At 64.6% G+C, this 13,950-nt stretch carries 8 protein-coding genes; 5 read left to right on the top strand and 3 right to left on the bottom strand.

Going from position 1 to position 13,950, the window contains the following annotated elements; all coding sequences use genetic code 11:
* Positions 1 to 4 precede the first annotated feature (4 nt).
* From MKK04_RS08000 to dacB, 3 genes are all read left to right on the top strand, one after another.
* Complete coding sequence (locus tag MKK04_RS08000; RefSeq protein ID WP_241106438.1) at positions 5 to 3,637, top strand: ATP-binding protein; 3,633 nt, start codon at positions 5 to 7, stop codon at positions 3,635 to 3,637.
* Between the two features lie 41 nt (positions 3,638 to 3,678).
* Positions 3,679 to 4,023: a YggL family protein gene (locus MKK04_RS07995; RefSeq protein WP_004376110.1), complete on the top strand. Its 345-nt coding sequence runs from the start codon at positions 3,679 to 3,681 to the stop codon at positions 4,021 to 4,023.
* 185 nt (positions 4,024 to 4,208) lie between these two features.
* Positions 4,209 to 5,666, top strand: coding sequence for a D-alanyl-D-alanine carboxypeptidase/D-alanyl-D-alanine endopeptidase (dacB, locus tag MKK04_RS07990; protein ID WP_063913864.1), 1,458 nt, complete (start codon positions 4,209 to 4,211; stop codon positions 5,664 to 5,666).
* A 130-nt stretch (positions 5,667 to 5,796) separates the two neighbouring features.
* Here dacB and MKK04_RS07985 read toward each other — a convergent pair whose 3' ends face one another.
* Together MKK04_RS07985 and rlmKL are read right to left on the bottom strand one after the other, a co-directional pair.
* Positions 5,797 to 8,187 (bottom strand): sensor domain-containing diguanylate cyclase, encoded by a 2,391-nt coding sequence (locus tag MKK04_RS07985; RefSeq protein WP_207831746.1) that lies wholly within the window; start codon positions 8,185 to 8,187, stop codon positions 5,797 to 5,799.
* A gap of 94 nt (positions 8,188 to 8,281) precedes the next feature.
* Positions 8,282 to 10,474, bottom strand: a complete 2,193-nt coding sequence (rlmKL, locus tag MKK04_RS07980) for a bifunctional 23S rRNA (guanine(2069)-N(7))-methyltransferase RlmK/23S rRNA (guanine(2445)-N(2))-methyltransferase RlmL (RefSeq protein ID WP_207831748.1) — start codon at positions 10,472 to 10,474, stop codon at positions 8,282 to 8,284.
* Positions 10,475 to 11,035: 561 nt separating this feature from the next.
* On the opposite strand from rlmKL, the gene rmf reads away from it, so the two are divergent.
* Positions 11,036 to 11,251: a ribosome modulation factor gene (gene rmf / locus MKK04_RS07975; protein ID WP_003248687.1), complete on the top strand. Its 216-nt coding sequence runs from the start codon at positions 11,036 to 11,038 to the stop codon at positions 11,249 to 11,251.
* 216 nt (positions 11,252 to 11,467) lie between these two features.
* Here rmf and MKK04_RS07970 read toward each other — a convergent pair whose 3' ends face one another.
* Positions 11,468 to 12,490 (bottom strand): quinone-dependent dihydroorotate dehydrogenase, encoded by a 1,023-nt coding sequence (locus MKK04_RS07970; protein WP_207831749.1) that lies wholly within the window; start codon positions 12,488 to 12,490, stop codon positions 11,468 to 11,470.
* Positions 12,491 to 12,728: 238 nt separating this feature from the next.
* Between MKK04_RS07970 and MKK04_RS07965 the strand changes: the two genes are divergently transcribed.
* Complete coding sequence (locus tag MKK04_RS07965) at positions 12,729 to 13,943, top strand: CmpA/NrtA family ABC transporter substrate-binding protein (RefSeq protein ID WP_207831751.1); 1,215 nt, start codon at positions 12,729 to 12,731, stop codon at positions 13,941 to 13,943.
* The last annotated feature ends 7 nt before the right edge of the window (positions 13,944 to 13,950 follow it).

Below are 13,950 nucleotides of genomic sequence, written 5' to 3'. Positions count from 1 at the left end.
CGTCATGGCGCGCCTTATCGTTCGCCTGCTGCTCACCCTGCTCCTGTTCAGCGGCATGGCGCAGGCTACCCATCACGAGGCCTCGTCCTATGCCCTGCTGGCACGGTCATCGGCCAGGCCGGCACCGCCTGCGCTCACGGACGAACAACGACAATGGCTCGAAAGCCGTCAGGAACTGGTGCTGGGTACCTCGGCACCGGACTACCCGCCGTTCGACATCACCAGTGGCGGCCGCGACTACCAGGGCCTTACCGCCGAGTACGCGAGCCTGATCGGCAAGGCCCTGCAGTTGCCCGTGCGGGTGCTGCGCTTTTCCAGCCGGCAGGCGGCGGTGGAGGCGCTGCGGCACGGTGATATCGACCTGCTTGGCAGCGCCAACGGCTATGAAGCGGCCAGCGATGGCCTGGCGCTGTCGCACCCCTATGCCATCGACCAACCGGTGCTGGTAACGCGGGAGGACGAAAGCCGGGCACTGGACATGGGCCTGGACGGCATGCGCCTGGGCATGCTCTACCATTACCTGCCCCGGCAGGAGGTGAAAAGCGCCTACCCCAAGGCCGAGCTGCTGGCCTTCGGCTCGTCCAGCCAGGCCCTGAATGCCGTGGCGTTCGGCCAGGCCGACGTGTTCATCGGCGATACCATTTCCACCCACTACCAGCTCAATCGCAGCCACCTGCCGCGCCTGCGCATGGCCAGTTTCGGCAAGCACGAAGCCATCGGCTTCGGGTTTGCCCTGCGCCAGCAGGACAGGCTGCTGATGGAATTGGTGAACGCGACCCTGGACAGCCAGACCCCAGCCATACGCGCCAGTATATTCAAGCGCTGGAGCGCCGGTAGCGACCTGCTGCTGACCGACCGCAGGCTGCAACTGACCGACGCAGAAGAACAATGGCTGCAGGACCACCCGGTGATGCGCGTGGCGATCGACGACACCGCTGCACCGGTCTCCTATTTCGATGGCTCGGGGCATTTTCGCGGTATCACCGCCGACCTGCTCGAACTCATTCGCCTGCGCACCGGCTTGCGTTTCGAAGTGCAGCGCGCCAGCGGCCTCGCCGACATGATTGCCCGCCTAAAGGATGGCCGCGCCGATGTGATCGCTGCATTGGCCAACGGCGGGGTAAGCGAAGACGACCTGCAAATCAGCCGGCCCTACCTGGAAAGCGCCTATGTACTGGTCAGCCGCAAGGACAAAAAGCCCTTCACCTCGCTCGAGCAACTGCAGGGGCATCGCATCGCCATTACCCGCTACAGTGCCATGGACGCCATGCTGTCGCGGCACTATCCACAAATCGGCTGGGTCGAGACCGAAAGCGCGTTCTATTCCATGGCGTTGCTCAACAGCGGTGCCGTCGATGCGGTGATCACCACCTTGATCGACGCCAACCACGCCCTGGCCGGCAACCCCGAACTGGTCATCCGGGCCACCGTCGGCAGCGAACCTGCCAACTTCGCCATGGCCACCAGTGCCTCGTCCCGGGCGCTGGTGTCGATCCTCGACAAGGCGCTGCTGAGCATCTCGCCGGAAGAACTGGGGGTAATCAACAACCGCTGGCGCGGCTTCAGCCTGCACGAGGATGGCAACGACCAGGGTTATCGCCGGCTGGCGATACAGGTGGTACTGGGCACCGCCGTGCTGTTGCTGCTGGCCTTGCTGTGGAACGCTCGCCTGCGCCTGCAGATTCGCCAGCGGCAACGCGCCGAACGGGCGCTGAACGACCAGTTGGCGTTCATGCGCGCCCTGCTCAACGGCACGCCCCACCCCATGTACGTGCGTGACCGCGAGGGCTGCCTGCAAAGCTGCAACTACAGCTACCTGGAAGCCGTGCAGGCCCGCTCCGACGAGGTCATCGGCAAACAACTGGAGGGCAGCCTGTTCGCCGATTGCGAGCAGACCCGGCAGATCCACGCCGATTACCTGAAGGTGATGGCCGAAGGCTCGCCACTGATCATGGACCGGCCGCTACGGATCAAGGGCCGCGAGATGACCATCTACCACTGGATTCTGCCATACCGCGACTCACTGGGTGAGGTGCAGGGCATCATCGGTGGCTGGATCGACATAAGCGATCGCCGCCATCTGGTCATGGAGCTGCGCCGGGCCAAGCAGCAGGCCGACGATGCCAACCGCGCAAAAAGCACGTTCCTGGCTACCATCAGCCACGAAATCCGCACCCCGATGAATGCAGTCATCGGCATGCTCGAGCTGGCAGTCAAACGTGCCGACCAAGGTCGGGTAGACCGCGGCGCGCTGGAGCTGGCCTACCATTCGGCCAAGGACCTGCTGGGCCTGATCGGCGATATCCTCGACATCGTGCGCATCGAGTCCGGGCACTTGTCCCTCGCCCCGGAGGCCGTCGACCTGGCGGCCCTGGTCGAATCGGTAGGGCGCATTTTCGAGGGCCAGGCGCGGCAGAAAGGCCTGGCCCTGGAGGTGATGATCGCGCCGGCCGCACGCTGCCATGCGCTGCTCGACCCCCTGCGTTTCAAACAGGTACTGTGCAACCTGGTGAGCAACGCTATCAAGTTCACCGAGCACGGCCAGGTGCGCATCTGCGTCAACGTGGTGGAGGACGGCACCAGTACCCCCGCAGTGCTGGAGCTGGAAGTGCGCGACAGTGGCATCGGCATCCACCCCGACGACCTGCAACGCCTGTTCAACCCGTTCATCCAGGCCAACCCGCATAGCCAAGGCGCCCGCGCGGGTACCGGCCTGGGCCTGGCCATCTGTCGCAACCTGTGCGAAATGATGGGCGGCAGCCTGACCATCAAGAGCCTGGAAGATGTCGGCACCCAGGTGCGCCTGAAGATGCCGCTGCAGCGGGTTGATGCCGCAGCGCAGCCGGCCCCGCTGATCGAGAACCTCGACGTGCCCGACCCACGGCTGAACGTGCTGGTGGTCGACGACCACCCGGCCAACCTGCAACTGATGGCACAGCAGCTTGGCTACCTGGGCCTGGAGCACACCAGCGCCCGCGACGGTCGCGAAGGCCTGGCTACCTGGCGGGCGGGCGATTTCGATGTGCTGGTGCTCGACTGCAACATGCCGCACATGAACGGCTATCAGCTGGCCACCGCCGTGCGCACCGAAGAACGCCATGGCAAGCGGCCGCGCTGCACCATTCTTGGCTACACCGCCAACGCGCAGCCGGAGGTACGCCGCAAGTGCCTGAGCGCCGGCATGGACGACTGCCTGCTCAAGCCTATCAGCTTGGCCACGCTCAGCCAGCGCCTGGCCGGCATCCACCCGCGCCGTCAGCAAAAACGGCGGCGCAAGCTGTACCAGCTGGACGGCCTTGCCGCAGTGGTCGGGCATGACCCGATCGACCGCCAGCGCTTCCTGCAGGCCTTGCAACAGAGCCTGCAGGCCGATCTGGCCACTTTGATGGCACTGCATCCGCAGCACGACAGCGCTGCCATTGCCGAACAGGCGCACAAGGTGCTCAGCGCCGCGCGGATGCTGGAAGCACCCGAGCTGATAACGGCCTGCGAAGCCCTGGAGGCCAGTGGCTTGCCCACCGCCCAGCTACGCCTACGGCGCCAGGCACTGGCGCGGCATATGTGCCGGGTAGAACGCGCCCTGGCCAAGGAACTGGCCACAGGTACCTGCACACAGGCAGGCAGCCAGGCGTGTTAACTGGTAGACTGCGCGGCGTTATTACCTAAGAGGATTGTTTCATGGCCACAAACCGCTCCCGTCGCCTACGCAAGAAGCTGTGTGTCGACGAGTTTCAGGAATTGGGCTTCGAGCTGAACCTGGAGTTCAAGGAAGATCTGGACGACCAGGCAATCGATGCTTTCCTCGACGCGTTCCTGGCAGAAGCCATGGATGCCAATGGCCTGGACTATGTAGGCGGTGACGATTTCGGCCTGGTGTGCTCGGTCAAACGCGGCTCGGTCAGCGAAGAACAGCGTGCAGCCGTTGAAGCCTGGCTCAAAGGCCGCAGCGAACTGACCAAGATCGAAGTCAGCCCGCTGCTGGACGCCTGGTATCCGGAAAAGCCGATCAACAAGGCCGAGTAATTCCGGCCCGGCTCGATCGCTGAAAAGGCCACCCCTACGGGTGGCCTTTTTTATTGGCGTGCTTTTCCGTCGAACGTGGCGCATCGTCGCTGCGCTTGGGGCATAATGCGTATTCTTTCATCCTGGGGCCATCATCCCTTACAGCCCCAATGCCCTTTTCCCTCGCCGTAGGGTATTTATTCATTATGATCAAAACGCTTCGTCCCCTCGTTCTTGCCGGCCTGTTGTTGCCACTCGCCCTGCCCAGCCAGGCCGCCGCCGTCAATACCACGCTGCCTGTCAAAGTGCAGCAGGCCCTCAAGGCCAACAAGCTGCAGGATTCGGCCCTGTCGCTGGTGATGCTGCCACTGGACGGCCCCGGCACACCGACCGTGTTCAATGCCGATGTCTCGGTGAACCCGGCCTCGACCATGAAACTGGTCACTACCTACGCCGCCCTCGAACTGCTCGGCCCGACCTTCCAGTGGAAAACCGAGTTCTACACCGACGGTACCCTGAGCAACGGTGTACTCAACGGTAACCTGTACCTCAAAGGTGGCGGCGACCCCAAACTGAACATGGAAAAACTGTGGTTGCTGATGCGTGACCTGCGCGCCAATGGCGTGCGCACCATCACCGGCGACCTGGTGCTGGACCGCAGCCACTTCGTGCAGCCCAACCTGCCGCAGTTCAACGACGATGGCGGCGATGAGAACAAGCCGTTCCTGGTCAAGCCCGACTCGCTGCTGGTCAACCTCAAGGCCCTGCGCTTCGTGGCTCGCAACGATGGCGGCAAGGTCACCATCGCGGTCGAACCGCCGATTGCCAGCATCCGCATCGACAACCAGGTCAAGGCCGTGGCCTCCAAACAATGCTCGGGAGATGTGCGCTACAACCCGGTGCAACAGGCCGATGGCATCAGCGTAACGGTCAGCGGCCAGCTGGGTGACGGCTGCAACTCGCAGACCTACCTGTCGCTGCTCGACCACCCGACCTACGCCGCCGGTGCCGTGCGCGCGATCTGGAACGAACTGGGTGGCAGCATCCAGGGTGGCGACCGCTTCGAGAACGTTCCCAAGGGCGCACGCCTGTTGGCCCGCGCCTTCTCGCCAGACCTGGTGGAAGTGATCCGCGACATCAACAAGTACAGCAACAACACCATGGCCCAGCAGCTGTTCCTGAGCCTTGGCGCGCAGTTCCGCACCGATGCCGATGGTGACGACGCCCGCGCCGCCCAGCGCGTGGTGCGCCAGTGGCTGGCGAAGAAAGGCATTACCGCACCGCACCTGGTGATGGAAAACGGCTCCGGCCTGTCGCGCGCCGAACGGGTCAGCACCCGGGAAATGGCCGCCATGCTGCAGGCCGCCTGGAAAAGCCCCTATGCTGCCGAGTTCATGAGCTCGATGCCGCTGGTGGGCATGGACGGCACCATGCGCAAGCGCCTGAAGCGCACCGCCATGACCGGTGAAGGGCACATCAAGACCGGCACGCTGAATACCGTGCGGGCGATTGCCGGCTTCAGCCGTGACAGCAACGGCCATACCTGGGCGGTGGCGGCGATCCTCAACGACCCGAAACCATGGGGCGCCTCGCAGGTACTCGACCAGGTGCTGCTGGACCTTTACCGCCAGCCGAAACTGGCCGGCAGCACGGCAGCCAACTGATCGTCAGCCAGTACCGGCCTCTTCGCGGCTAAAGCCGCTCCCACAGGTACATCACAGGTCTTGAACCCTGCGCTGTACCTGTGAGAGCGGCTTTAGCCGCGAAAGGGCCGGTACCGACAACCGCGAACGCTCAGGCCAACTCCCCCTCCACCCGGTCCCGCCCGCCCTGCTTGGCCGCATACACCCCTGCATCAGCCCGCAACAACAAGGCATCGGCCCCTTCCCCCGGTCGCCAGCCGGCCACACCAAAACTCGCGGTCACCTTACCCACGCCTTCCACTGGAACATCGCGCACCCCTTGCCACAGTTCCAGCGCCAGCAGCCGCGCCTGCTCGGCATCGCTACCCGGGCACAACACCATGAATTCCTCGCCACCCAACCGGCAGAACACATCGGTACGCCGTAGACGCTGGCCGATACGCAGGCACAGGCTGCGCAGCACGTGGTCGCCGGCGGCGTGGCCGAAGCGGTCGTTGATGCGCTTGAAGTGATCGATGTCAAGCATGATCACCGCCAGCGCCAGGCCGTCGCGCTGGGCCCGCTCCAGTTCGTACTTGAGCCGCTCCTGGAAATAGCGGCGGTTATGGATACCGGTCAGCGAGTCGGTCACCGACAGCGCACGCAACTCTTCCTCCACGCCCTTGAGGTCGGAGATGTCCGTCAGGTAGCCGTGCCACAAGGTGCAGCCCTGCTCGCCCACTTCCGGCGTCGCCTCGCCACGCACCCAGCGCAACCCGGCACGCGGCAGGCAGACACGGTATTCTTCGCGCCAGGGCGACAGGTGTTCTGCCGAGTAACGCACCGACCGGCGCACACGCTCCAGGTCATCCGGGTGGATGCGCTCGAACACCACCGTGGCATCCTCGCGCAACTGCTGCAGGTCGACTTCATAGATGTCGTACAGGCCCATGCTGGCGTACGGAAAGCAGGAATGGCCGTTGCCATCCAGGCGGTACTGGTAGATGCCCCCCGGTACCTCGGCACTGAGCTTCTCCAGAAGGCGGTCACGCGCCGCCAGCGCCTCATGCACCCGACGCCGTTCAGTGACATCGATGCAGATCGCCAGGTAGCCAATCCACAATCCGTGTTCATCGAGCATGGCGGTGACCAGCATGTTGGCCACCAGTTGGCTGCCGTCGGCGCGCACCAAGGTCCACTCCCCCGGCTCGGCGCCATGCTCCTGCACCGTTTCGGCAAACATGGCCTGGCCGCCTGCAATCGGCCGGCCGTAACGCAGGCTCAATGCATGGGCACGCCGGCTCAACTCCTCGGGCAGCACCAGGTCCTCCAGGCGCAGCTGGCCGATCGCCTCGCTGGCCGGGTAGCCGAGCATGCGCTCGGCGCCGGCGTTGAAGGTGCTGACCACACCCTTGAGGTTGGTGGCGATGATCGCCACTTGGGTTGCAGCATCCAGCACGCTGCGCAGCTGGTTGTGGGTGCCACGCAGGGACTGCTCGCTGACCCGCAGTTCGGCGGTGCGCTGCTCGACCAGGGCCAGGGCGCGCTGGCGCTGACTGAACAGGCTGTAGAGCAAGACGCTGAGCAGCAGGCTCAACAAGCCGCCAAGCAGGCTCACCGCCAACACCGCAGAGGAACGGTTGGCCTGCACGAAGGCCAGGCTCGGCCGGATACTCAGTTGGAAGTGGCGGTCAGCCAAGTGCAACAGTTGGTTGCTGGCCAGCTCCAAGGGTGCGAGCGGGTTCTGCGAATCGAACATCACTTCGGGGCCATTCCGCCCGGTGGGGTCGACGATGCGTACGACCAGGTTGTCGTCTGTCGCCACCGGGCGCCCGTCACTGGCAAGCTCACGCATGCTCAGCAAGGCCATTACATAGCCCACTGCCGAGCCGCGGGGGTTGGCATCGGAAAACACTGGCGCCACCATCAGCAGGCCACGCGCATCCGAGCTGGTATCGAACATGGCCAGCGGCTCGGACACCGCCATGCTGCCCGGCCCCAGCGCCCGCGCCAAAGCCGCCAGGGGCACCTCCTGGCCGGCGAGGTCCAGCCCATAGGGCAGCCCGGGCAATTCACCCGACTGGCTATAGAGTACCGGGAAGTAATGGTCGCGCTGGGGGGATGGGCGCCACTGGCCTTGCTCATCCTGGTCGCGGATCACATAGCCCGGGCCGGAATGCGCACTGGCCTGGCGCTCGAACTCGTCGCGTTGCGCGGCTTCGACACGCGGCGCCCAGGCGTAGGCCAGGGTCCGCTGCAGCAATGGGCGGGCGTAGCCGTCGAACTCGTGTGGAGTGATTGCGTTGGAAAAGCTGAAAAACCGCCGCAGCCCATCCAGGCGCTGCTGCTGTTCGTCAAACCGCTCGGCGATTAGGCTGAAACGCTCGCTGGCCAGCAACTCGAAGCGCTGACGCAGCTGCTGCTTGTAGAAGGTTTGCGCGGCAAGGGCCAGTACGCTCGTCAACAGGCCGCCCGCAACCAGGGCGACCAACGCCGCCCCCCAGGCGGGCACGGCCTCTGTGCACAGGCCAAGCAACCGCGCACGCACGCCACCCTTTGACATACACCCATCTCGTCACGTCAGCGTCCTGCGGATTATCTTGCCCTGCCCTCAGTTATAGCTATTGGCCATTAGCCGCGCAATGTACCTCGTCGCCTCACCGAAGCTGCAAACGCCAGGCCCGATGGATGCGGTTATTGCGGGCGAAGTCGGGGTCCAGCGTCTGGGCCGTGATTTCCTCCACCGCGTAACGTGCCATCAGGTGCTCGTCCAGCTGGAACTTGCGGAAGTTGTTGGAGAAGTACAGCACGCCACCGGGCGCCAGTCGGGCCATGGCCAGGTCCAGCAGTTGCACGTGGTCACGCTGCACGTCGAACACGCCTTCCATGCGCTTGGAGTTGGAGAAGGTCGGCGGGTCGATGAAGATCAGGTCGTAGCTGTCGCGGTTGCCTTCCAGCCAGGCCATCACATCGCCCTGCTCCAGGCGGTTGCGCTCGGAGAAGCCATTGAGCGCCAGGTTTCGCCGCGCCCAGTCCAGGTAGGTTTTCGACAGGTCGACGCTGGTGGTGCTGCGCGCGCCACCCTTGGCTGCATGCACGGTGGCCGTGGCGGTGTAGCAGAACAGGTTGAGGAAGCGCTTGCCAGCGGCTTCGCGCTGGATGCGCATGCGCATCGGGCGATGGTCGAGGAACAGGCCGGTATCGAGGTAGTCGGTGAGGTTGACCAGCAGCTTGACGCCACCTTCGCTCACTTCCTGGAAGCGGCCCTCGGTAGCCTGGCGCTCGTACTGGCGCGTGCCGCTCTGCCGCTCGCGACGCTTGAGCACCACACGCTGCGGCGCAATGCCCAGGGCCTGCGGGATCGCTGCCAGCGCGTCGAGCAGGCGCGCCTGGGCCTTGTCCGGGTCGACCGAACGTGGCGCGGCGTATTCCTGTACGTGCACCCAGTCCTGGTACAGGTCGACCGCCAGGGCATACTCGGGCATGTCGGCATCGTACAAGCGGTAGCAATCGACCTGCTCGCGGCGAGCCCACTTGCCCAGTTGCCTGAGGTTTTTCTGCAGGCGGTTGGCGAACATCTGCGCCCCTTCCGACAGGCGCGCCGGCTCGCTGGCCAGCGCTGCCTGCTGGCGGATTTCCGCGCCTTCAGGCTGCGCCTCGCGGCGCTCGCCGGTGACGAACTGGTCAGGCTGCACCTTGAACAGCAGCAGCTTGCACGGCAAGGCGCCGTTCCAGAATGCATACTGCTTGTGGCTGCGAATACCCATGCGCTTGCCCAGCTGCGGCGCGCCGGTGAACACCGCCGCCTCCCAGCCCATGCAGGCCTGGCGCAGGCGCTCGCCGAGGTTCTGGTAGAGGTACAGCAGGCTGGCTTCATCACCCAGGCGCTCGCCATAGGGCGGGTTGCTGATGACCAGGCCTTTCTGGTTCTGGTCCGGGCGCGGCTCGAAGGTGCTGACCTCGCCCTGGTAGATCTTCACCCAGTCGCCCAGGCCGGCACGCTCGACGTTGTTGCGGCCTGGCTGGATCAGCCGCGGGTCGGCCTCGTAGCCACGGATCCACAGCGGTGGCTTGGCCAGGCCGGCCTGTGCCCGCGCCTGCGCTTCGTCATGCACCTTGCGCCACAACGCCGGCACATGGCCGAGCCAGGCACTGAAGCCCCAGCGTTCACGCTTGAGGTTGGGCGCGATATCGGCAGCGATCATCGCCGCTTCGACCAGGAAGGTACCCACACCGCACATCGGGTCGGCCAGTGCGCCACCTTCAGCGGCAATGCGCGGCCAGCCGGCGCGGATCAGTACTGCCGCCGCCAGGTTTTCCTTCAGCGGCGCGGCGCCTTGCTGCAGGCGGTAACCACGCTGGTGCAGGCTGTGCCCGGAGAGGTCGAGGGACAGAATGGCTTCGCCACGGTCCAGGCGCAGGTGCACGCGCACATCAGGGTCGATCTTTTCCACCGATGGGCGCAGGCCTTCGCGGTTGCGCAGCTTGTCGACAATCGCATCCTTGACCTTCAGCGCACCGAAGTGGGTGTTGTCGATGCCCGAACCATGACCGCTGAACTCCACCGCCAGGGTGCCGTCGGCTGCCAGGTGATCGGCCCAGTCGACCGCATGCACACCGTCGTAGAGGTCGTCGGCGTTCTTCATGGAGAAGCGCTTGAGTACCAGCAGCACTCGGTTGGCCAAGCGTGACCACAGGCACAGGCGGTACGCGGTTTCCATGTCGGCGGCGCCGCGAATGGCCGAGGTGTGCTCACGCACGTCGTCCAGGCCGAGGCCCCGGGCCTCTTCGGCAAGCAGGCCTTCAAGGCCTTTGGGGCAAGTGAGGTAAAGTTCGAAACGGTCCGACATGAGTAATCCAGCGCCTTGGGCTATTTGACTGACGGGGCAACGCATCACCCCGCGATGTTTGCCCGCACACCTTTCCAGCAGGCGTGCGGGTGGCCTTTCCCGGCACGCGAGTGCGCGATGAAAGGCCGGGCCGCCTGACCGATCTGCGCTTGGCCCAGTGGCAAAGACAGCTTAGATCATCAGGCAGTACGAAAAATTCTGGCGATACCGGGGCCGATGTGACCCTTCGTCGCATTTCAAATTATTTCTGTCATCTGCAAGCACCGCTGGCGAAATGACGTCAATGATCGGCAAACCCCGATCATAGCGGGCTCAACGCTAAACAAGGTTGAGTCGCATTTATTTACTTATCCCCTCACCCTTGGAAAGGTTACGTGCTTATGACAAATCGATCATTCACACCGTGACTCGCATTCGATAGAACTGGTCTCAGGCCACTTCGCAACGAGGTGGCACTTTCAGCTCGCCACGCCGGCAGCGAGCGCACACCGGCAGAAAGACTCTGCCCGGCCTCGGAGAGGCCGACGGGACATTACAGTCAACAAGTGAGGGCAACACCCTATGAGAAGACTTAAGCGTGATCCGTTGGAAAGAGCATATTCACGTGGCTACCAATACGGGGTCACCGGCAAATCCCGCGAACTTTGCCCCTTCAATCTTCCTTCTGTTCGCCAAGCCTGGATCAACGGCTGGCGCGAAGGTCGCGGTGATAACTGGGACGGAATGACTGGCACCGCTGGCATCCATAGACTCAACGAAAATCACGCCGTTGGCTGAACGAGGACACTGAATTCGATTCACCATGCACGCCCTATCCGGGCGGCGGGCGAAGGCCCAGGGGCCCCTTGATGGGGCCCTTTTTTATGCCTTGGCAAATGTTATCAAATGCACCGGCCCTTTCGCGGGTAAACCCGCTCCCACAGATGCCCTGCTGCCTTCAAGCGCTGTGCAATACCAGTAGGAGCGGGTTTACCCGCGCATTGGCCTGTCAGGTTACCTGGACATTGCTGCGATAGCGTCCACCGCCTCGCGAATCAACGCCGGCCCCTTGTAAATGAAGCCGGAGTATATCTGCACCAGGCTCGCCCCGGCAGCGATTTTCTCGGCGGCATGGCGGCCTTCGGTAATGCCACCCGCGGCAATGATCGGCAGCTTGCCGCCCAGCTCACCCGCCAGCACCTTGACGATATGGGTGCTCTTCTCCAGCACCGGCGCGCCCGACAGGCCGCCCGCCTCGCCACCGTACGGCAGCCCTTCGACACCTTCACGCCCCAGCGTGGTGTTGGTGGCGATCACCGCATCCATGCCCGATTCCATCAGTGCGGCGGCCACCAGGGCGGTTTCTTCATCGCTCATGTCCGGGGCAATCTTGATTGCCAGCGGCACGCGCTTGCCATGCGTGCCGGCCAGCTGCTCGCGGCGCTCGGCCAGGGCATCGAGCAACTGCTTGAGCGAATCGCCGAACTGCAGACTGCGCAGGCCCGGGGTGTTTGGCGAACTGACGTTGACCGTGATGTAGCTGGCGGCGGTGTACACCTTGTCCAGGCAGATCAGGTAGTCATCGACGGCACGCTCCACCGGAGTGTCGAAATTCTTGCCGATGTTGATGCCCAGCACGCCGTTGTAACGCGCAGCCCGCACCCGGCCAAGCAGGTGATCAACGCCCAGGTTGTTGAAGCCCATGCGGTTGATGATGGCCGTAGCCTCCGGCAGGCGGAACAGCCGTGGCTTGGGGTTGCCCGGCTGCGGGCGCGGGGTGACGGTGCCGATTTCGACGAAGCCGAAGCCCAGCTGGGCGAAACCGTCGATGGCCGCGCCGTTCTTGTCCAGGCCGGCCGCCAGGCCCACCGGGTTGGCGAAGTTCAAGCCCATGACCGTAACCGGCAAAGCCGCCGGCTGCTTGCACAGCATGCCGTTGAGGCCGAGACGGCCACCGGCGCCGATCAGGTCCAGGGACAGGTCGTGGGAGGTTTCCGGGGAAAGCTTGAACAGCAGCTGGCGGGCCAGGGTATACATGGGCGGGCAAGGCTCGGGGTGAGTGAGGGGGCGATTATAGCCAGCGTGGGGCTGGCATGACAGCAAATCGTGGGGCTGCTGCGCAGCCCATCGCCGGCAAGCCGGCTCCCACAGGGACAACACAAGGGCTGAAACCTGCGCTGTACCTGCGGGAGCTGGCTTACCGGCGATGAAGCCAGATGGCACATCGGTTGCACCGAAGAAGCCCACAGCCTTATCAGTACGGGCGAGGAACCTTGTGAACACTGTACCCCGAGCAACGCCCCTGGCCTGGGTCAACGGCAGCGACGCGCCGGAAAAGCCCAGCCTGAACATCGGCTACATGGCCCTGACCGACTGCGCCTCGGTGGTAGTCGCCGCCACCCAGGGCTTCGCCCAGCAGCACGGCCTTACCCTCAACCTCAAGCGCCAGGGTTCCTGGGCCGGGCTGCGCGACAAGCTGGTCAGCGGCGAGCTGGATGCCGCGCACTGCCTGTATGGCCTGGTCTACGCCGTGCACCTGGGCATCGGCGGTGTACCGGCCAGTGCCATGGCCGTGCTCATGGGGCTGAACCAGAACGCCCAGGCCATCAACCTGTCCCCGGCCCTGCAACGCAAAGGCGTGACCAACCCTGAAGCATTGGCGCGCCTGGTGCACCAGCATGGCGCACGCCTCACCTTCGCCCAGACCTTCCCCACCGGCACCCACGCCATGTGGCTGTATTACTGGCTGGCCAGCCAGGGCATCCACCCACTGCGCGATGTCGACAGCGTGGTGGTGCCGCCGGCGCAAATGGCCGCGCATATCCAGGCCGGGCGCATCGACGGCTTCTGCGTGGGCGAACCCTGGGCCGCCGATGCAGTGGCCACGGGCCAAGGCTTCACCCTGGCCACCAGCCAGTCGATCTGGCCGGACCACCCGGAAAAGGTCCTGGCCTGCGCCCGCACCTTCACCGAACAATACCCCAACAGCGCCCGCGCGCTGATCAAGGCGGTCCTCGCGGCCAGCCGCTTCATTGAGCAAAGCCCGGAAAACCGCCGCAGCACTGCGCAACTGCTCAGCGGCAGCGCCTACCTGGACACCCCGCTGGCGAGTATCGAACCGCGCCTGCTCGGCAGCTATCACGATGGCCTGGGCAACCACTGGCAAGATCCGCACGCCCTGCGCCTGCACGACCACGGCCGGGCCAACCTGCCGTACCTGTCCGACGGCATGTGGTTCATGACCCAGTTCCGCCGCTGGGGCCTGCTGCGCGAAGACCCCGACTATCTCGGCGTGGCACGCCAGGTCCAGCAGTTGGCACTCTATGGCGAGGCAGCGCAAAGCCTGGGCGTGGCCTGCCCCGAGCAGCCGATGCGCAGCAGCCTGTTGATCGACGGCAACCGCTGGGACGGCAGCGACCCCTACGGTTATGCCCGCAGTTTCAGCCTGCATGCCCTGGGCGACCTGCCCGATGCCCGTGTCGGCGCGTGAGGGGGAC

The sequence above is a fragment of the Pseudomonas sp. LS.1a genome (assembly GCF_022533585.1).
Classification (GTDB): Bacteria; Pseudomonadota; Gammaproteobacteria; order Pseudomonadales; family Pseudomonadaceae; genus Aquipseudomonas.
This window is presented reverse-complemented; position numbering and strand designations above follow the sequence as displayed.